Below are 19,191 nucleotides of genomic sequence, written 5' to 3' on the forward strand. Positions count from 1 at the left end.
ATTCTAGGTTATAATGTTGCAATTCTACGACAGGAATGCCGCAACTCAATGACAAAAATTGTTTTATTTCTGGCCACAATGCTCGCTCTTAGCCCGGCTCTGGCGCGCGAGCCCGTGAAGGTGCTGGCCAGTGTTCATCCGCTGGCCTTGGTGGCTGCGTCCGTGGTCGAGCCGGAGCAGTTACATACGTTGGTTGCCGGCCATATGTCACCGCATGACTTTGCTCTGCGACCGTCAGACATCAGCCACTTGCAACAGGCCGACATCATTATCTGGAGCGGCGCAAAAGCTGAGCCGTATTTGCGCCACTTCGTGAATCGCTGGCCCGATAAAATTTGGCTCAATGCCGCCGACTACGCCCCTGACAATGCCGCATCAGATCCACACTGGTGGTTATCCCCCGAAGCAATGATCGGGCTGCAAGCCGCACTGGCCGAGCAACTGGGACAAAATAGCGATGATTTTCGCCAGCAGGTACAACAGACGCTCGCTACTAGCGATGCGCTGTTGGCACCTGTGCGCGAGCATGGATTTTTTGTTTTTCATCGTGCTTATGATCACTGGGTGCAAGCCCTACAGCTGAAGCAAAAAGGCGCCTTAACCCTGTCGCCGGAACATAAACCAGGCCTAAAAACCATGGCCAAGCTACGCACTCAATTGGCTCAAGGCAATGTGCATTGTGTCTTTAGCGAGCCGCAATACGATCCAGCGTTGGTCGATGCGTTAATCGGCGATATGAAGATTCAACGTGCCGAACTGGACCCTATGGCGGCCGATATCAAGCTATCGCCGCAAGGCTATGGCCAGTTCCTGCTGCAGTTGGCGCAACGTGCAGCCGGCTGCCTGCAGCCACCCAGCGATGCTTAGTCGCTGTTTTCTGGCTATACCCTACTGTTAAAATACTGCGCTGATTTTTCTGGAGATTGTTATGGCACTGGCCGTTGTTACCCTGGCTGCGGGCAAAGGCTCGCGCATGAAGTCTGACTTGCCCAAGGTGTTACATTCACTGGCGGGTAGACCCATGCTAGCGCATGTATTAGAAACGGCTCAGCAACTGCCGCAAGCTCAACAGCATGTGGTCGTAGGCCATGGTGCCGAGTTGGTCCGCCAGCAGTTTCAACACAGCGACATCATTTGGTCCGAGCAAACCGAGCAACTGGGTACCGGCCACGCCGTTGCCCAAGCCATGCCAGCCATCGCCGATAACGCTACCGTGTTGGTGTTGTATGGCGACGTGCCATTGCTGCAGCGCGACACGCTAGAGCAACTGTTACAGCAAACTCAGCAGCAAGCGCTGGCACTACTAACCATCGAATTGCCAGACCCCAGCGGCTATGGCCGCATCGTGCGTGATCAGCACGGCCAAGTACAAGCCATCGTTGAACACAAAGATGCATCAGCCGAGCAGCTGCAGATACGTGAAGTAAACACCGGCATTCTGGCCGTCAATGCAGAGCAGCTAAAGATCTGGTTGCCCCGGCTATCTGCCACTAACGCCCAAGGCGAATATTATTTAACCGACATTATTGCGATGGCCGTCGCCGATGGCATTGCCGTTAATAGCCTGCTCGCTAACGACAGCGATGAAGTACAGGGCGTTAACGACCGCCTGCAGCTGGCCCAACTAGAACGCAGTCTTCAGCGTCGACGGGCAGAACAGCTAATGCATGAAGGCGCGACCCTAGTCGACCCCGCTCGTATCGATATTCGTGGCCAGGTCAGCGTTGGCAAAGATGTTTTTATCGACGTCGGCTGTGTGTTTGAAGGCGAGGTGGTATTGGACGATGGCGTTCGCATCGGCCCCCACTGCGTGATCCGCGACAGTCGCATTGGCGCTGGCAGTCAGATTGACGCCTTTTCCTTGCTCGATCAGGCCCAGCTGGAGCAGGAATGCCAAGTTGGCCCATACGCACGCCTGCGCCCCGGAGCTGAGCTGGCTCACAAGGCTAAGGTCGGCAACTTCTGCGAAGTGAAAAAGGCCCGCATCGGTGCTGGCTCTAAGGTCAATCATCTGAGCTATATCGGTGACGCCCAATTAGGACAAGACGTAAACATCGGCGCCGGAACCATCACCTGCAATTATGATGGTGTGAACAAGTACCAAACGGAGATTTCTGATGGTGCCTTTATTGGCTCCAACACCTGTTTGGTGGCCCCGGTGCAGGTAGGCAAAGAGGCAACCACAGGTGCAGGCTCAGTGATCACCAAGAAGGTCGAAGACGGTGAGCTGGCGATCGCAAGAGGCAAGCAGCGCAATATCTCTGGCTGGCAGCGACCGAAAAAATAGTCGCTGCGACTATTTCAGGCTAACACTGCCTCAGGCTATAACCGTCACGCTGCTGCCAACTCTGCAGCGTGACGCTACACCAAGCCCATATCGGCCAACAGTTGATCGTAGCCGTCGCGGTAATTCGAATAATGGAACTCGTAGCCCAACGCTTTGAGTCTGGCATTACTGCAACGACGATTAGCACGGCGCGTTACCTCGGGCATATCGTGATCCGGATCGACATCGCCAATGCGATCTTTCATCCACTCCAGCACATCAAACAAAGTAGCCGGTTCGTCATCCGTAGCTAAGTAGATGTCATCTAAAGGTTGCTGGTTCAACGCCCGATCGATCAGCAAGGCCAACACCGCAATGCAATCGTCGCGATGAATACGATTGGTCCACACCGGTGGCTCTGGGTCACAATGGCCGCCATGGCGCGCCTGCTCAATCATGCGATTGCGGCCTGGGCCGTAAATCCCGGTAAAACGCACCACAGTGCCAGGCAATTTGTCTTTTAACAGCGCTTGCTCGGCAGCCAACATTTCTTTGCCAGCAAAACTGGTCGGCTCAGTGGCAGTGCTTTCATCCACCCATTCGCCATCCATCTGGTGATAAACGCTGGAGCTGGAAACAAAAAACACATGCTTAGGTGCCTGCGCTCGCACCGCCCGCAACACGTTTTTTAAACCTTTGTAATAGAAGGTGTGATAGCCCTCTTTGGAGAAATCGGGCGATGCAACGCTGTACACCAGAATATCGACGGGCTGTGCTAGCTCGATTAGGGTCTCTGGATCGGCCACATCGGCCTGCACACAGGTGATGCCGTCACCGACGGCTTTGTCAGATCGTCGTACCGCAACGACGTCATGTCCTTGTCCATGTAGGTGACAGGCCAAGCCACCACCAATATCACCAGCCCCAACAATCATAATACGCGCCATATCTTACTCCCCTGCTGACGGATATTTGCGCTCACGGCGGTTCCGACGCCGCCCTGTTATTGTGGCACCTGACACGGGCCAGGTGCTTTATTTTCACTACCTTGATAGGTAAGCTTTATCGCGGATATCTCACCTATACAAGAGACTAATCATGACACTGACGGAACTGAAATATATTGTCACCCTGGCTCAGGAGCGCCATTTTGGTCGCGCGGCAGAGAAATGTTTCGTCAGTCAGCCGACGCTGAGCGTAGCGATAAAGAAGTTAGAAAGCGAGCTAGAAGTCGCCATCTTTGAGCGCAGTAAGAGTGCGGTACGAGTCACTCCTCTGGGCGAGCGCATCGTCACCCAAGCTCAGCGTGTGCTGGAAGAAGCTCGGGCCATCAAGGAGCTGGCCAGCTCAGGTAAAGACCAGCTCAGCACGCCACTGCGCATTGGTGCCATCTTTACCATTGGACCCTATTTGTTCCCACACTTAGTACCGCAGATTCATCGTCGTGCACCGGCCATGCCCTTGTATCTGGAGGAAAACTACACCGGCGTGTTACGCCGCCAGCTGCGTGACGGCGAGCTCGATGCCATCATAGTGGCACTGCCCTTTAATGAACCCGATGTTGTTACCCGGGTCCTGTACGACGAAAATTTTGTTGTGGTTTTGCCAAAGGGCCATCCTTGGTGCCAGCGAGACAGCATCGAGCCCGATATGCTGGTCGATGAAGACCTGTTGATGTTGGGCGAAGGCCATTGTTTTCGTGACCAGGTGTTCGAGTTTTGTCCAGCGCTATCACGCAAACACCACACCCGTCTGGGCAGCGTTACCGAAGGCAGTTCGCTGGAAACACTGAAGCATATGGTGGCCACGGGGCTGGGCATTTCGGTGCTGCCAGAATCCGCGATCAGTAATATCGACCACAACCTGGTCACCACCCGACCGTTTTCTTCTCCCGCTCCCTATCGCAGTGTCGCCTTAGCCTGGCGATTGAGTTTCCCTCGCGGTCAGGCAATCGACCTGATGTTGGAAACCGCTCTGCAATGTGAAATCCGCTAGGCCTCTGTATGGCGGCAGCGTCTGAATTAACCGACATTAAGGGCATTGGCCCCAAGCTGGCCGAACAACTGCAGGCGCTGCACATCTTTAATTTGGCAGACTGGTTTTTTCATCTGCCATTTCGCTACGAAGACCGCAGTCGCATTACCGCCATTGGTGCGCTGCAACCCATGCGCCCGGCGGTAATTCAAGGCGAAGTACGCGCGGCCAGTGTGGTGTTTAACAAACGCCGCAGCCTGTTGGTCAAACTGCAAGACCACTCAGGTATCGTCAGTTTGCGCTTTTACCATTTCAGCGCACTGCAAAAAAAACAGTTCTCCACTGGCAACACTATCCGCTGTTATGGCGAACCGCGCCGCGGTGCCAGTGGCCTGGAGTTGTATCACCCCGAATACCAACTGATAGAAGACGGCTTAGAAAACGAGCTGGAAGCTAAGTTGACGCCAGTCTATCCGGCGACTGATGGCATCAGTCAGCAGCGGCTGCGTATTTTGCACGAAGAATCCCTTAACCTGCTGCGCCAACAAAAGCTGAATTTGACCGACCTGCTGCCCGCCGATTGGCTAAAACAGTGGCAGCTACCGACCCTTGAGCAAGCTCTGTTATTTTTGCACCAGCCGCCTACGGATACCAATCTGGCGCAGCTCGAACAGGGGCAACATCCAGCGCAAAAGCGACTGATTTTGGAAGAATTGTTGGCCCACCAGCTGTCACTGCATCGACTGCGAGCGCAAGTACAAGCGCATCAAGCGGCCGCCTTGGCCAATGACAATCGCTTGCAACCACAACTACTGGCTCAACTGCCTTTCACCCCCACCGCTGCGCAGCAGCGAGTGGTCAATGAAATCGGCGCCGACTTATGCCGCCCATACCCCATGCTTCGACTGGTGCAAGGCGATGTTGGCTCGGGCAAAACCCTAGTCGCCGCTTTAGCAGCCTGCCAGGCACTAGCAGCAGGCTATCAAGTGGCATTAATGGCGCCGACCGAGATCCTGGCCGAACAGCACCTCCATAATTTGAGTCACTGGTTTGAGCCCCTTGGGGTACGCTGTGGCTGGCTCGCAGGCAAGGTCAAAGGTAAAGCCCGGCAAGCCGCTTTGGCAGACTTTGCCAGTGGTGAGGTTCAGCTCGCAGTGGGCACCCATGCGTTATTTCAAGACGACGTTGAGTTTCAGAATTTGGCCTTGGTCATCATTGATGAGCAGCACAGGTTTGGGGTACATCAACGCCTATCGTTGCGCGAAAAAGGCCGTCAGCAAGGTTTGTCTCCGCATCAGCTCATCATGACGGCGACGCCAATTCCACGCACCCTCGCCATGAGCGCTTACGCCGATCTCGATACCTCGGTTATCGATGAGCTGCCCCCCGGGCGCAGTCCCATCACCACAGTAGCCATTGCCGATCAGCGCCGTGATCAAGTCATTGAACGCGTCAATCATGCCTGTGGTGATGGCCGCCAAGCCTACTGGGTATGTACCCTGATTGAAGAAAGTGAAACCTTGCAATGCCAAGCGGCCGAAAATACCGCCGAGGAGTTGCGTGATGCCTTGCCACATTTACGCATTGCGTTGGTTCACGGGCGCATGAAGGCTAATGAAAAAGCCGCCATTATGGCCGCCTTTAAAGCCCACGAAATCGACTTACTGGTCGCCACCACTGTTATTGAAGTGGGCGTTGATGTTCCCAACGCCAGCTTGATGATTATCGAAAACCCGGAACGTTTGGGCCTGGCGCAGCTGCACCAATTACGTGGCCGGGTCGGTCGAGGGTCGGCCAAAAGCCATTGTGTCTTGCTGTACAAGGCGCCGCTGTCGCTGACCAGCAAGCAACGTTTGCAAGTGATGCGTGACAGCCAGGATGGTTTTTATATTGCGGAACAAGATCTGCAAATCCGCGGCCCAGGCGAGCTGCTGGGTACCCGCCAGACTGGCCTGCAGATGCTGCGTATTGCCGATCTACAGCGTGATGGCGAATTACTGCCGCAAGTACGCACCATGGCCGAGCAGATCTGGCAGCAACACCCTGAAGCGGTCGAGCCTTTGATACGGCGCTGGTTAGGCGACGCCGAACGCTTTGCCAGCGTCTAAGTATGAGTCGTTTTACGACGACTTGATCACAGCATGAACATCGCCGCTATCATGCTGAGACAAGCCAGCTAACCTATACTGATTAGATGGATCTAGCTCAGGTGGTCGCCATGGCAATCCCGGCAACAGTGCGTAAAGTGCTTGAAGACTGGCACATCCAATACACGCTGACGGACGATGAGGAACTTCTCCGCCTTATGCAAAGCAATACGCCCGCTTCATATTCCGCTCAAGTCGCCAATGTGGTGTTTTTAAAAGACGCTGCAGGGCAGGTTCAGGTGGTGATTCCCGGTAATCGCATGCTCGATTTAAATCTTCTTGCTCACCGGCTAGGGCGGCAGTTTGTGGCATTGGGCGCGGACGAACTGGATAAATTAAAACGTCACCACGGTCTGTCGGAATTCCCGGCTTTGCCACAAGTGACCGGTATCGATAGCCTGGTCGATGATGCGCTGCTGGAGCAAAATGAGCTCTATATTGTTGCCGGTGATGAACATCAGTGGCTAAAGGTTCCGATGGAGCAATTTCGCAGCCTGACAGCCAGCTCCCACGTCGGCCAATACACAGCTCCTTTGCCTCTGGATTTGCATCATCAAGACAGAGATCAAGATCTATCCGATGTCGAAGTGGCTATCCGCCAGTTCACGCCATTGCGTATACAGCAGCGGCTGGAAGAAACCCTCGACTTACCGCCACTACCAGAAACGGCACGTCGCATTATAGAACTACGAGTTGACCCCAACGCCGACAGCACCAGCCTGGCACAAGCGGTAGAGCTAGACCCGGGTATGTCGGCTCAAGTGGTTAGCTGGGCCAGATCCCCGTATTACGGCGTACGCGGTGAAGTCAAAACCGTAGAAGAAGCGGTGATTCGGGTACTGGGATTTGATCTGGTGATTAATCTGGCGCTCGGGCTGGCACTCGGGCGGACTCTGACGGTGCCCAAAGAGGGCCCCAATGGTTACGCACCATTTTGGCAGCAGTCCGTCGTTACTGCAGCACTGTGCGGTGAGCTGGTACGGCGCATGCCCAACCGACTACGGCCCAATCATGGTCTCGCTTATCTGTGTGGTTTGCTGCACAACTTTGGTTTTCTGGTGCTAGGGCACGTGTTCCCGCCGCAATTTTCACTGATCAGCCGCCATATCGAAGCCAACCCCCACATTAATCGCTTTTATATTGAACGGCATTTACTCGGCATGACTCGTGAGCAAGTCAGCGCTTGCCTGATGCAGCAATGGCGCATGCCCGACGAGGTGGTGGTGGCGACCCGGCAAATGCATAATCCACATTATGAAGGTGAACATCGAGATTTCGCTCATCTGCTCTACATTGCTTGTCGCAGCCTACGCCACCATGGTTTTGGTGATGGTCCGGCCGAGCACACAGAAGACTATTTGCTCGATCACTTAGGGCTTAAGGAAGAGGCGGTCGCTGAAACCACAGAGCAGGTATTAAGCCAGCTCGACGAACTGGCTAAGATGGCGCAGATGCTTAACCGTTAACCTCGGGCAAGCGTTGTACAAAGCGCTGCACCCACTGCTGTAATAGCGGCTGCCGATACAGCTCAACCAGTCCTTGCAGCTGCTCATTGGGAGTACGTCGATGGGTAAACAGCAAAAATTCCCTCACTTGCTGACGTACACCAAGTTGCCACTGCTCTGGTGCTTGCCAGTCTGGCAGTTCCTGTTGCAACTGCTGATACACAGACGCACGGGTGCGAATCATCAACTGTGAAAAATGCATGGCTTCATTCAGGGCATCAATCAAGGCCAAGCGGTCAGCGGGCGGATTTTGCTGACGCAGACGCTGCACGTATTGCTCATACTCCGCCGAGTTTTGCTGTTCAATGGCACGCAGTTCACGCTGTTTAGCCTGCTGCCACGGCAAGCGCTGTAGTTGCTGCTGCAGTTGCAATGCTTGCTGCTCAGAGAGGTTGGGGGCGGCATCAAGCCAATACTGCTGTACCCGTTGCGGCGACCACAGCGCTGCCACGCGATTGACCACCCGATACTGATGGCCAAGTGAAGCCTGCTGAGCATTTAACACGGCCTGACTGACGTGACGCGCTTGATCGGCAAGACCAACCACCCCCATCAGCTCGGCGACATGTTGCCGCACACTCACGGGATTCACCGTGCTACTGGTGTTAGCATCCAGCAAAGCCAGATCTTGCGTGTCGCTCCAGCTCAATGGCGCAGCCAGTAGCAGTAATAGCAGGGTACAGCGCTTCAACATCAGTCTCCCGTTGAGGAATTACTTCTTCTTGCGTGGCTTCAGGTACTTGGCAATGCCTTGGAACCACATCACCAGCGACAGGTCACCTGTGACTTTGATGTCTTTATCCTGAATACCTTTCATAAAAGCATTTTTATCTTTGGCTGTCAGAATCTTTAGCCCGGTTTCTGCATCTTTAAAGCTGATGGTGAACGCCGGTTCCTGATGGGCTTTGCCTTTGCTCTTAATGCGCTGGTCCTTGATACGGAAGCTGCGCACCACGCTGCCATCGTCAGTTTGCATTTGGAAAGCAAAGTCTTTGTCTTGCAGCTGTTTTTGAAAATCCTCGTTGGCACGAGCATTTTTTTTCATCATGTAGCCAAGTAGCCACAACAGCATTCGAAATTTGATCATGAAGGTTCCTTAATAAAAACGAATCCGTAGCGGCGGGAAGGATGGCGCTGCCAGCTACAGCAGGCCGGATTTTGCCAGAGCCGGGGCTGCTTGCAAGAGTCCGTCTCGGCCGAGCCTGCGCAAATGCTTTTTATTGCGCTCAGGAATGCGCTCAGGGTGCGACACATCGGCCAACGCCGCTTCTATATCGGCTTCTCGGATCAGATGCAGCATGGGATACGGTGAGCGATTGGAAAAGTTGGACCAATCGTCCATATGCTCATCAGCAAATTGATAACGCGGATGAAAGGTGGCTAGCTGCAATTCGCCTTCCAGCTCCTGCTGCACCAGCAAATCATCACACACCTGACACCAATCCAGGTAATCGTAAAAATCGTGCAACGCGTTAGGAACAACAAACAGCGCCGTCGGCAGCTGTTGTGGATTGGCCGCCGCCACTTCACGCAGCAACTGCAAAAAACTATGGGTAATGGTGGTCAGATCACGGCTGTCGCAGACATCGATGCGCATCTGCTCAAATACGGGTGCCGCAAAAGGGCACAGTCCCTCGCCAATGACCAGTTGCTGAACCCACTCACGGGTCAGCAACTGAGGGGATTCAGCGCTTATTGCACTGCTTCCTTCAGGCCTTTACCTGCTTTAAACGCAGGAACTTTGGCCGCTGCGATGGTGATGGCTTCACCGGTCTGCGGGTTTTTACCCTGACGCTCTTTACGGTCACGAACTTCGAAAGTACCGAAGCCGATCAGGCTAACGCTGTCACCTTCGCTCAGGGCCTTGGCGACCTGATCGGTGAATGCTGTCACAACCTCAGCGGCTTTTTCTTTGCTCAGGTCAGTTGCTTCAGCGATAGCTGCCGCCAGTTCTGGTTTACGCATGAATTGCTTCCTATATTGATTAACTCAGTATCCCGACCGGGAATACACACACCAAACTGCCGCTGTCAGGGTAACAAAGGCGGCAGTTGTTTGTTGAGCGCTACTTTATTGCTAAGTTTGCCGCCGGTCAAAGCGTATCCCAGTAAATCACCCTCTGGGGCACGAAATTCCGCTTGTACGTCACAACCTTCAGCTTCAATGTGCCATTCTCCAGCCGCATTGGCCGCTGGCAAAGCGGCCACCACGGGCACCACTGGGGTTTTTATCGTCACCGGCATGGCACCAAAGCTGGCAGGCGTGGTATCGCCGGTTAAGGTCTTGGCCAATGCCCGAGCGGAGGTCATCAGCGGCAACACATATAACAGCACGTGACCTTCGATCTCAGCACAGTCGCCAAGGGCATAAATATCGGCTTCGCTGGTTAGCAGGGTCTGGTCAACGCAAATACCACGATTTACTTTAAGGCCTGCTTTCACCGCCAAATCTAACCGAGGGCGCAAGCCGATAGCCGATAACACCACATCAGCATCGATCACTTCACCGTTACTCAAAGTGGCACGCACGCCGTCATCAAGGCGCTCAATGCGAGTCACCAAGGGTCCCAGATGAAAGCGCACACCTAACGATTCGAGCCCTTGCTGTACGGCCTGCGCCGCCGCTGCCGGTAACAATCCGGGCAGAATATGTTCACACGGAGCAACCACCTCTGTGCGGATGCCACCATTGGCCAGATCGTTGGCAAATTCACAACCAATCAAACCGGCACCCATGATTAACGCGCGCTCTTTACCAATGGCAGCACGGCGGAAACGGCCATAATCACTCAGGTCATTGATGGAAAAGACGCGGTCATCGCCATCGCCTTCATAACGAGCCTTGACCACCTCGGCACCCCAGGCCAATACCAGCTTGCTGTAGGACACCGGTTCTTCACCAATAAACACTTTTTTCAGTTGCGGATCGATATGGCTCACCCGCGTGTGCGGGCGAATAACGATATTCAGTTGTTCAGCCATGTCAGCGGCGGTGGCCATCACCAACTGCTCTGCGGTTTTTTCTTTGGTGAAACCGGTCGATAACATGGGCTTGGAATAATTGGCACCATCATCTGCGGTGATCACCAAAATTGGCAGCTCAGCGTTGAGCTTGCGCACTTCTTTCACCAGGTTGTAACCGGCCAAGCCGGACCCAATGACAACAATCGGAGCTTGCGTATCCGTCATACTGACTACCTAACGTAAGGGGGCAATGTCTGGTCAGCTCAGTGCTAACCCAAGGGATTAGATTTCGATCATCTCAAAGTCTTCTTTGCCGACACCGCAATCTGGGCAGATAAAATCGTCGGGCACGTCGTCCCAGCGCGTGCCTGGCGGGATGCCTTCGTCCGGGGCACCTTCCGCTTCATCGTATATCCAGCCGCATACGACGCACTGCCACTTTTTCATGCTTACTACTCTCTCAAACGTTCTCGGGCAGGTAAAACTACTGTCGCGAAGTTGGAAAAGCAACGGTCAATTGCGGGCATAGCGATACGATATGGCTGCAATGCACTTGCTAGAACGGCGCCTTTGGCGCATGCTGCGCGCCGATGAAAAGCAGCACTCCCCTCGTACCCAGCCCCAAACCGGGCGGCCAGCAATTTCACCCTTTGACTCCCACTTGGTCGGGTCAACGGTGCTTACAGTTAGCGCCTTTGTCGCCCGCTTGGCGCGACTGGTTATTGCACCCAGGCTCTCTCAGTCAGCGATTGGACAACCTTCGTCCAGGCATGTTTTGGGTCCAGGTGGTGCAAGAGCAATGCTGTCAGGCCACGCCATTTGAGCAACAGCAGATGCAGCTCCCCGCAGGTGCCTCGGTTTGGCAGCGCGAAGTGGTGCTGTGGGTTGGTGAAGTAGCCATGGTGCGAGCTCGCAGCGTGGTTCCTTTGCAGGCCTTGCAAGGCTCATTGCGGCGCTTGCGAGCCCTCGGTAATCGCTCATTAGGCAGTTTTTTGTTCCGCCAGCCCGATCTTCAACGCACCCCTCTGCAGGTCTGTCGTAGTCGCATTCCTGGCTGGCAACGTTGTCGCTATTCGCTGTTTTATCTGAACCAGAGCCCCATCATGGTCAGCGAAGCTTTCGCCGATGATCTACTGCAGCGAGTGGCACAGCTAGGCGGGTGCGAGGCCCCTGCGTCTGAGGCATAATTGCGCCTCCGTCGGCCTCGCTAACAGGACTTCTTGTGCGCACACAGATCGCCCGCCAACTCGACCAACTCTGGCCTCAATGGATAGACTGGGTTCATCTCACTCGTTTAGACCGACCGATTGGTTCTTACCTGCTGCTGTGGCCGACCTTAGGAGCGCTGTGGATCGCCGGTGCCGGCCAGCCAGATCTAGCCAATGTACTGATTTTTGTAATTGGCGTTTTTTTAATGCGCTCTGCCGGCTGTGTCATCAACGACTATGCCGATCGCCATATTGATGGCCATGTAAAACGTACCAAAGACCGCCCTCTGGCCACGGGTCGACTGACGGCCAAACAGGCACTCAGCGGATTTGCCCTGCTGGTGGCCATCGCTTTTGCGTTAGTGCTGCTAACCAACCCATTTACCGTGGCCTTGTCATTTGCAGGTTTAGGCTTGGCGTCTATTTACCCCTTTATGAAACGCCATACCCATTTGCCGCAGCTGTTTTTAGGTGCCGCCTATTCCTGGTCGATTCCTATGGCCTTTGCGGCGCAAAGCAATGAACTCCCCCAAGGCTTATGGCTATTGTATTTTGCCAATCTGACCTGGACCGTGGCCTTCGATACTATCTATGCAATGGTCGACCGTGATGATGACCTGCGCATCGGCGTTAAATCCACCGCGGTGCTGTTTGGCGACCTGGACGTGACTATGGTCGCCACTCTGATGGTGCTAACCGGATTGTTTTATCTGTTGGCTGGACAGCAACTAGAACTGGGCGGTGTTTATTATCTTGGCTGGGCCGCCGCTCAGCTGTTTGCTGGCTGGCAAGTGTGGAACATTCGCCAGCGCCAGCGCGATACTTGCTTTCGCATGTTTCGTCTGAGCCACTGGTATGGCGCCATATTGTTCGCCGGCGTGGCTGCTGCTTTTGCCCTAGGGCCTGTTAACACTATTTAGCTCTTTGCTGCTGCAAGTCAGTTTTTTCTTGAGTGAGGCATGAGGAGCGCGGTTTAACCGGTTAATTAAGCAACGAATAACACGACTCAGGGAAAAACGGACTGCAAGCCTTTGGGATATGGCTGAACATCCCTCAATCCGTGTTGCTTATCCTTCATTCAACTCGTTAAACGTCCATCGTCGCGCCTTAATTGAGGGGTGTTCATCTCATAACAGCGTGATCGAAATAGTGTTCACAGGCCCTAAGCTAGCGGCCAACTCGTACGCAAAACTCCGACCTGTCACATGGCTGTAACAATCTATGGCTGTAATAGCTTCGCTGAACAGACTATGACAGTTGCGTGACATCACTATGAGCAAATCAGGCAAGACCGTTCTTATCGTCGACGATGAGGCGCCGATCCGGGAAATGATCGCCGTCGCTTTAGAAATGGCAGGCTATGAGTGTCTTGAGGCCGCCAGCGCCCAGGAGGCTCACTCCCATGTGGTGGACCACAAGCCGGATATGATCTTGCTTGACTGGATGCTGCCCGGCACCAGTGGTGTGGAGTTCGCGCGCCGCCTCAAGCGTGAAGATCTCACCGCCGAGCTGCCCATCATTATGCTTACCGCCAAAGGTGAAGAAGACAACAAGGTGCAAGGGCTGGAAGCCGGTGCCGACGACTACATCACCAAACCCTTCTCACCGCGCGAATTGGTTGCCCGGCTAAAAGCAGTATTGCGCCGCACCACGCCGCAAGGCATAGAGGAGCCGATTGAAGTGGGCGGCCTAGTGCTGGATCCGGTATGTCATCGAGTCACCTCATTTGATAGTCCGGTTGATATTGGCCCAACGGAATATCGTTTACTGCAGTTTTTTATGACCCATCAAGAGCGTGCCTATTCGCGCACTCAGCTGCTGGATCAGGTGTGGGGCGGCAATGTTTATGTTGAGGAGCGCACCGTCGATGTACATATTCGCCGCCTGCGAAAAGCCCTAGGGCCTGCTCACGAACATCTGATTCAAACGGTGCGCGGCACGGGTTACCGCTTTTCTACCAAAGCGGCATAAACCATGCGCCCCGTCTGGCGCAGGGAGTTACGCCGTATACTGGCATTATTGCTGGTCGCAGCAGCAGTCGGTCATTATCTTCAGCAGCCCGGTTGGGCACTGTTTACTACCTTAGCGGCCTATGTCGGCTGGCAATGGCTGCAACTGGCGCGATTGCATCGCTGGTTAGCCGATGGACAAAGTGGCCAACTGCCCAACACCCTCGGTATCTGGGGAGAGGTGTTTCGTGAAACTCAGCGCTTGCAACAGCGCAGCCGCCGCCATCATCAACGGCTAAAGGCCATTTTACATCGCATTCAAGACTCGACTGCGGCGCTGCAGGATGCCGTATTGATGGTCGACAGTCACGGTAATCTCGAATGGTGGAACGCTGCAGCCAGTCGCTATCTGGGGCTGAGATCACCGGTCGATGTCGGCCAACCAATGACCAATTTGATTCGCGACCCAGACTTTAAACGCTACTTCAATAGCATTCAGTACGATGAGCCCTTGACCCTAGCGTCGCCCGTCAATCCGCAACAACAGCTGCAGTTCAACATTACTCTGTTTGGCCGTAAAGACCGATTGATGCTGGTGCATGACGTTACCCGCCTCGCGCAACTGGAGCAGATGCGCAAGGATTTTGTCGCTAACGTCAGCCATGAACTGCGCACACCACTCACAGTCATTCGCGGTTATGTGGAAACCTTGCTCACGGCCGTTGAACTGCCCGGTCGCAGTCAGCGCATGCTAGAGCAGATGTCACAGCAGTCGCAGCGTATGGAAGCCCTGATCACCGACTTGCTGACCCTGTCGCACCTGGAAACCGATCGCCCCCATGAAGCCCAAATGATCGATATGGAACAGCTATTGGCGCAAATATGCAGCGATGCCCGGGCACTGAGCGGCGAGCAACACGACATAGTCCTACAGGTTGATTCGCACTGGCACTTATCAGGGTACGACAGCGAGCTGCGCAGCGCGTTTTCTAATTTGATCTTTAATGCCGTCAAGTACACGCCGGCCGGCGGTCGCATCCAAGTCAGCTGGCGCTGCCAAGAAGGTGAAGGGGTTTTGGCCGTGCAAGATAGCGGCATAGGTATTGCCGAGCATCACTGGCCGCGCCTGACCGAACGTTTTTACCGCGCAGACCCCAGCCGCAATCCACAAACGGGCGGCACCGGGCTAGGGCTGGCCATAGTGAAACACGTTTTGCTACGCCATGATGGCCGCTTAACCGTCGACAGCCAGATGGGCCAGGGCAGCACCTTTTGCTGTCATTTCCCGACGCAGCGCTTATTGGCAAACATTAGGCCAGTTAACACTATTTAGCTCTTTGCTGCTGGACGTCCGTTGTTTCTTGAGTGAGGCATGAGGAGTGCTGTTTAACTCGCTAAACATCACTCTTTGCGCCTTAATAGAGAGGTTTTCAGTTCATAACAGCGTGATCGAAATAGTGTTAACTGTCCTTAGCGAACTCGCGCAATAAACTTCGACAAGATCGCCAGTTTTTCCGGATCATCGTCAACGTAACGAATCACGGTTTGAATGGTTTCCGCATCAGGGTGCGCTTCTTGCGCCTGCATGGCACGGATATAACCGTTGATGCGCGCTACATCGCCGGGATCATCTCCCAGCATGATGTCGATCACTACGGTTTCCAGCAGCCCTGGCAGATCACCTTCGCGGCGAAACACGCCGACCAACTCTTGCAAACTGATGTCTTTGATCACTAATTTGGCGGTACCACCTGAGCCAAAACGAACACTGGCCACCGCCTTCGCTTTGCCTCCCTTGGCGGCCTTTTTATCAGCCGCAGGGCTACCCATCAGTACCGATGCACCGCCCATATCCTGTTTTACCGGCGCTGCGGCTTTGGCAGGTGGCGCCGGTTTTTGGCCCATTAATACCGAAGCTCCACCCATGTCATGCTTCGGTTTCGCGGCAGCGGCCTGTCCTCCCGTTAGCACACTGGCAGAGTCATTCAACTGCGTGGCAGCGCCACCACCACCGGGTTTTATCTTATGGTGCTTGTACACCATCTTAGATACCTTGGCGGTAAAGTTATCGCGGGTAAAAGGCTTGCCGATGTAATCGGATACACCAGCCGTCACGGCCTTGACGACGTGGTCGCGCTCGCCGCGGCTGGTGATCATCATAAAGGGAGTTTTTTTATAGCGTTCGTCTGAGCGCATCCATTCGAGCACTTCCAAGCCAGACATCTCAGGCATTTCCCAATCACACAGCACCACGTGAATCTCGTTGCTGCTCATGGTGGTGATGGCCTTACGGCCATTGACTGCTTCAAACAAGGTACAGCCCGGGTAGATTTCCTTGATCGCCTTTTTCACCAAATCACGAATGAAAGCGGCATCATCAACCACCAGAATATTCAGCTTTGCCATGCTCAAGCCTTATCAGTCAGAACTCCTGTTAGCATAGCTGACAGAATGCTGCATCGCTGGTAGAGGAAAGTGCTGCATGCGCATGCGAGTAGCGCCAATAACGGCAGCCGACATGACAAACCAATTGAGCACTGGCACCAGCATCACCAAAGACACCACCGCCCCTAAGCCCATCACCGTAAAGCGTTGCCGACGCAATTGCTGACGCATGTCCTTAAAGCTGACGCCATGGTTGTCGTAGGAATAATCCAAGTACTGCAAGCCCAGCACCCAGCTACCAAACAAGAACCACAATACTGGGCTAATCAGGTTTATCCCTGGGATAAAGGTTAGGATGAACAACACCAGATAACGCGGCAAGTAGTAACCCATCTTGGTTAATTCGCGGCCCAAAGTGCGACGAATCATCGGCATTAAGGCTTCGTACGGGATTTGGTTGCCAGCCTGCACCTCGACTTTTTCGCTCAACAGGCCATTAAAGGGGCTGGCAATCAACATCAATACAGCACTGAAGACGTAGGCCAGCACCATTAAAAAAGCCATTACCAATAACGGCATCAGCAGCCAATACATCCAGCTTAACCAGCCGGGCAAGGCGCTTAAGATCCAGTCGGTCACACCATCTAACCACTGTATACCCCACCAACTGCCAGCACTCATCAACACAATATTGATCAGCAATGGCCAAGCGACATAGCGGCGCAAACCCGGCTGGGTCAGGCTGCTCAAGCCCGATAGCCAATAGCGTCCACCTAATAACGGGTTGCCTTTCATAGCGGTCTCCGTGCATTCAAGGGGGCGCTTTTATACAATGCGTGCCCGCCGAGCACCAGCCATGTCGATGACAGCAACCAACAGCTGAGCGCCGGTTTGAATTACCAGATCGCTAGAGATTTGCATCATGACTCCCGAACGCCTGCAGCGTATCACTGCCACGCTGGACCGACGTCAGCCAGACCTGACGGTATTAACCGATGAAGTGTATAAGCCACATAACCTGGCTGCGATAGCGCGAACCTGCGACGCTGTCGGTATTCCAGACATTCACGTCGTCTGGCCACGTGATCGCTACCGCTTGCGCACTGCGGCTACCGCAGGTTCAGCGGAATGGGTTGAAGCCCATACCCACGCCAATATCGAAGGCGCCATTCGCGGATTTCAGCAACAAGGCTATAAGGTGGTGGCCGCTCATCTGACCGATGAGGCCGTCGATTATCGTGAATATGACTTCACTCAACCGACGGTGCTGTTAATGGGCACAGAGCGCGAGGGCGTGAGTGCCATTGCCGCTGGGCTGTGCGATCAGCATTTGGTGATTCCGATGCAAGGCATGGTCGAGTCTTTCAACGTCTCAGTTGCCGCCGCCATTATGCTGAATGAGGCTCAATACCAGCGCCAGCGAGCAGGCTTTTACGATCAACGGCGCTTGCCCGACGAGCACTACCAGCGCTTATTGTTTGAATGGTGCCAACCGCAGCTGACGAAGCTGTGTAAGAAATACGGCGTGCCCTATCCAGCCTTGCGCGAGGACGGCGAAGTGGCTGATCCGCAAGAGTTTTCGCGGCTAATCAATGAACTCAGCGCGAGCAAAGGGAAAAAGTAGGACGCGTGAGTCCAGCCTGCCAGCGCATCTTAAACACAGGAATGCGCTGGTAGCGAAAATCGCCATACCAGAAATCCAATAACTCCTGTTGTCCGCTTGAGCTAACCGCACTCCCTATCAGCAGCGCACGAATAGCATTGGGCGGCAAACGTATCAGCGCGTTATCGATGTCTTGCACCTGAATGCACTTTTCTTGCTGCTGCCGTTGAAGCAACAGCCGGTACTCACCCAGGCATTGGTTGTCCGGTGGATCGACCAGCAATCTTTGCGGATATGCTAAAGAGCTTTGTGCTTGATACTGCACCGGCTGCAGCTCTGCTTGAGGCCAGTTGTTGGGTTCAATGGCTAACCAGACAGATGCCAACTCGTGCTCGTGCTGCTGCCAGGCGGCCACATTGTCTGGCTGCGAATACAAGCGCTGTAGCATCCAGTCCTGGTAACTGCCTTGCTGTTGGCGCTGCTGCTGATCACTGTACTGCTGTAGTTGTGCCTCTATTTCCGCCCTTTTGCTGTTAGCCTGGTGACAGAACTGCTCGAAGGTTAACAACGACGCAACGGCTGCTGGCAGCTTGTCATAAGCTTGCTGCAAATAGCTCTGATAGGCCTGTTCAGAAACAACCCCCGCATTCGATTCCGACAAAGAAGTAAACCAGGGCAAAGGCCAGCGTGATATTTCTGGCACGGCAATCACGCCTTGCTTTAGCAAGGTGATCGCTTCTTCCGCCATAGCCAAGTAACGCCACGGTTTCGCAAATGGCTCACTGCTGCGGTCGTCGATCTTCGACATAGTTTTTCACCCTTGAGAGAGGCACTCTAGCCCTTGTAGGAGATATCTCACAAGGTGGTAAGAGATCTCCATAAATCAGCCTGCACTCTTGTCCCGAAAACACCGAGGTCTGAAGCTAAAGCACTGTATTTAAAGGCTTTTTCAGCGTAGTCGTTTTTCCCAACAAGATCACATTATAGATAGACACGGCTTTTCCAACGTGGCCATTCTGCTATTGTAATTCCTGTACGGAGACACAGAGACAGGACGTCTCTTCTTCAGGACGAAGTAGGAAACAAGGATCAGGTCAGGAGACCTGCATGGATGACGGCAAAGGATGCCACAAGGATGTTGCTCAGGAGAGCATAGCTAGGATGGCTATCAGCATGGGATGCTGCAAGGAT

The 19,191-nt window shown here is 54.1% G+C and carries 20 protein-coding genes; 10 read left to right on the forward strand and 10 right to left on the reverse strand.

The window, feature by feature from the left end:
- The first annotated feature begins 48 nt into the window (after nucleotides 1-48).
- Both AC55FS_RS01225 and glmU read left to right on the forward strand, forming a co-directional pair.
- Nucleotides 49-867, forward strand: coding sequence for a metal ABC transporter solute-binding protein, Zn/Mn family (locus tag AC55FS_RS01225; RefSeq protein ID WP_496934244.1), 819 nt, complete (start codon nucleotides 49-51; stop codon nucleotides 865-867).
- 61 nt (nucleotides 868-928) lie between these two features.
- Complete coding sequence (gene glmU, locus AC55FS_RS01230) at nucleotides 929-2,287, forward strand: bifunctional UDP-N-acetylglucosamine diphosphorylase/glucosamine-1-phosphate N-acetyltransferase GlmU (RefSeq protein WP_496934245.1); 1,359 nt, start codon at nucleotides 929-931, stop codon at nucleotides 2,285-2,287.
- A 74-nt stretch (nucleotides 2,288-2,361) separates the two neighbouring features.
- On the opposite strand, the gene AC55FS_RS01235 is transcribed toward glmU, so the two are convergent.
- On the reverse strand, nucleotides 2,362-3,213 hold the full coding sequence (locus AC55FS_RS01235) for an SDR family oxidoreductase (RefSeq protein ID WP_496934246.1): 852 nt from the start codon (nucleotides 3,211-3,213) through the stop codon (nucleotides 2,362-2,364).
- 151 nt (nucleotides 3,214-3,364) lie between these two features.
- On the opposite strand from AC55FS_RS01235, the gene AC55FS_RS01240 reads away from it, so the two are divergent.
- The 3 genes from AC55FS_RS01240 to AC55FS_RS01250 all read left to right on the forward strand — a co-directional run bounded on the left by AC55FS_RS01240 (nucleotide 3,365) and on the right by AC55FS_RS01250 (nucleotide 7,853).
- On the forward strand, nucleotides 3,365-4,261 hold the full coding sequence (locus AC55FS_RS01240; RefSeq protein WP_496934247.1) for a hydrogen peroxide-inducible genes activator: 897 nt from the start codon (nucleotides 3,365-3,367) through the stop codon (nucleotides 4,259-4,261).
- Between the two features lie 8 nt (nucleotides 4,262-4,269).
- Nucleotides 4,270-6,348 (forward strand): ATP-dependent DNA helicase RecG, encoded by a 2,079-nt coding sequence (gene recG, locus AC55FS_RS01245; RefSeq protein ID WP_496934248.1) that lies wholly within the window; start codon nucleotides 4,270-4,272, stop codon nucleotides 6,346-6,348.
- Nucleotides 6,349-6,458: 110 nt separating this feature from the next.
- Entirely contained in the window at nucleotides 6,459-7,853 is a 1,395-nt protein-coding gene (locus AC55FS_RS01250) for an HDOD domain-containing protein (RefSeq protein WP_496934249.1), read from the forward strand.
- Here the strand turns inward: AC55FS_RS01250 and AC55FS_RS01255 are convergent.
- The 6 genes from AC55FS_RS01255 to AC55FS_RS01280 all read right to left on the reverse strand — a co-directional run bounded on the left by AC55FS_RS01255 (nucleotide 7,843) and on the right by AC55FS_RS01280 (nucleotide 11,302).
- Nucleotides 7,843-8,586 (reverse strand): hypothetical protein, encoded by a 744-nt coding sequence (locus AC55FS_RS01255; RefSeq protein WP_496934250.1) that lies wholly within the window; start codon nucleotides 8,584-8,586, stop codon nucleotides 7,843-7,845. The two genes, AC55FS_RS01250 and AC55FS_RS01255, sit on opposite strands and share 11 nt — an antisense overlap.
- A gap of 18 nt (nucleotides 8,587-8,604) precedes the next feature.
- Nucleotides 8,605-8,979, reverse strand: coding sequence for an SCP2 sterol-binding domain-containing protein (locus tag AC55FS_RS01260; protein ID WP_496934251.1), 375 nt, complete (start codon nucleotides 8,977-8,979; stop codon nucleotides 8,605-8,607).
- A gap of 54 nt (nucleotides 8,980-9,033) precedes the next feature.
- A complete protein-coding gene (locus AC55FS_RS01265; protein ID WP_496934252.1) occupies nucleotides 9,034-9,567 on the reverse strand; it encodes a DUF1415 domain-containing protein in 534 nt (177 codons plus the stop codon).
- 17 nt (nucleotides 9,568-9,584) lie between these two features.
- Nucleotides 9,585-9,857, reverse strand: a complete 273-nt coding sequence (locus AC55FS_RS01270) for an HU family DNA-binding protein (RefSeq protein WP_496934253.1) — start codon at nucleotides 9,855-9,857, stop codon at nucleotides 9,585-9,587.
- A 65-nt stretch (nucleotides 9,858-9,922) separates the two neighbouring features.
- On the reverse strand, nucleotides 9,923-11,080 hold the full coding sequence (locus tag AC55FS_RS01275; protein WP_496934254.1) for an FAD-dependent oxidoreductase: 1,158 nt from the start codon (nucleotides 11,078-11,080) through the stop codon (nucleotides 9,923-9,925).
- A 57-nt stretch (nucleotides 11,081-11,137) separates the two neighbouring features.
- Nucleotides 11,138-11,302: a rubredoxin gene (locus AC55FS_RS01280; RefSeq protein WP_496934255.1), complete on the reverse strand. Its 165-nt coding sequence runs from the start codon at nucleotides 11,300-11,302 to the stop codon at nucleotides 11,138-11,140.
- 143 nt (nucleotides 11,303-11,445) lie between these two features.
- On the opposite strand from AC55FS_RS01280, the gene AC55FS_RS01285 reads away from it, so the two are divergent.
- From AC55FS_RS01285 to phoR, 4 genes are all read left to right on the forward strand, one after another.
- Nucleotides 11,446-12,042, forward strand: a complete 597-nt coding sequence (locus AC55FS_RS01285) for a chorismate--pyruvate lyase family protein (RefSeq protein ID WP_496934256.1) — start codon at nucleotides 11,446-11,448, stop codon at nucleotides 12,040-12,042.
- A gap of 35 nt (nucleotides 12,043-12,077) precedes the next feature.
- Nucleotides 12,078-12,983, forward strand: coding sequence for a 4-hydroxybenzoate octaprenyltransferase (ubiA, locus tag AC55FS_RS01290; protein ID WP_496934257.1), 906 nt, complete (start codon nucleotides 12,078-12,080; stop codon nucleotides 12,981-12,983).
- Between the two features lie 352 nt (nucleotides 12,984-13,335).
- Nucleotides 13,336-14,034 (forward strand): phosphate regulon transcriptional regulator PhoB, encoded by a 699-nt coding sequence (gene phoB, locus AC55FS_RS01295; RefSeq protein WP_496934258.1) that lies wholly within the window; start codon nucleotides 13,336-13,338, stop codon nucleotides 14,032-14,034.
- A gap of 3 nt (nucleotides 14,035-14,037) precedes the next feature.
- A complete protein-coding gene (phoR, locus tag AC55FS_RS01300; RefSeq protein ID WP_496934259.1) occupies nucleotides 14,038-15,345 on the forward strand; it encodes a phosphate regulon sensor histidine kinase PhoR in 1,308 nt (435 codons plus the stop codon).
- A 137-nt stretch (nucleotides 15,346-15,482) separates the two neighbouring features.
- On the opposite strand, the gene AC55FS_RS01305 is transcribed toward phoR, so the two are convergent.
- Together AC55FS_RS01305 and cysZ are read right to left on the reverse strand one after the other, a co-directional pair.
- On the reverse strand, nucleotides 15,483-16,418 hold the full coding sequence (locus AC55FS_RS01305) for a response regulator (protein WP_496934260.1): 936 nt from the start codon (nucleotides 16,416-16,418) through the stop codon (nucleotides 15,483-15,485).
- A gap of 12 nt (nucleotides 16,419-16,430) precedes the next feature.
- Nucleotides 16,431-17,192 carry a sulfate transporter CysZ gene (gene cysZ / locus AC55FS_RS01310; protein ID WP_496934261.1) on the reverse strand — a complete coding sequence of 254 codons (762 nt, stop codon included), beginning with the start codon at nucleotides 17,190-17,192 and terminating at the stop codon, nucleotides 16,431-16,433.
- Nucleotides 17,193-17,319: 127 nt separating this feature from the next.
- Here cysZ and trmH point away from each other — a divergent pair, with 127 nt between their 5' ends.
- Complete coding sequence (gene trmH, locus AC55FS_RS01315; protein WP_496934262.1) at nucleotides 17,320-18,021, forward strand: tRNA (guanosine(18)-2'-O)-methyltransferase TrmH; 702 nt, start codon at nucleotides 17,320-17,322, stop codon at nucleotides 18,019-18,021.
- Here trmH and AC55FS_RS01320 read toward each other — a convergent pair.
- On the reverse strand, nucleotides 17,996-18,808 hold the full coding sequence (locus AC55FS_RS01320) for a hypothetical protein (RefSeq protein ID WP_496934263.1): 813 nt from the start codon (nucleotides 18,806-18,808) through the stop codon (nucleotides 17,996-17,998). The genes trmH and AC55FS_RS01320 overlap by 26 nt on opposite strands.
- Nucleotides 18,809-19,191 lie beyond the last annotated feature (383 nt).

The organism is Bacterioplanes sp. CLAM21, from assembly GCF_059641015.1.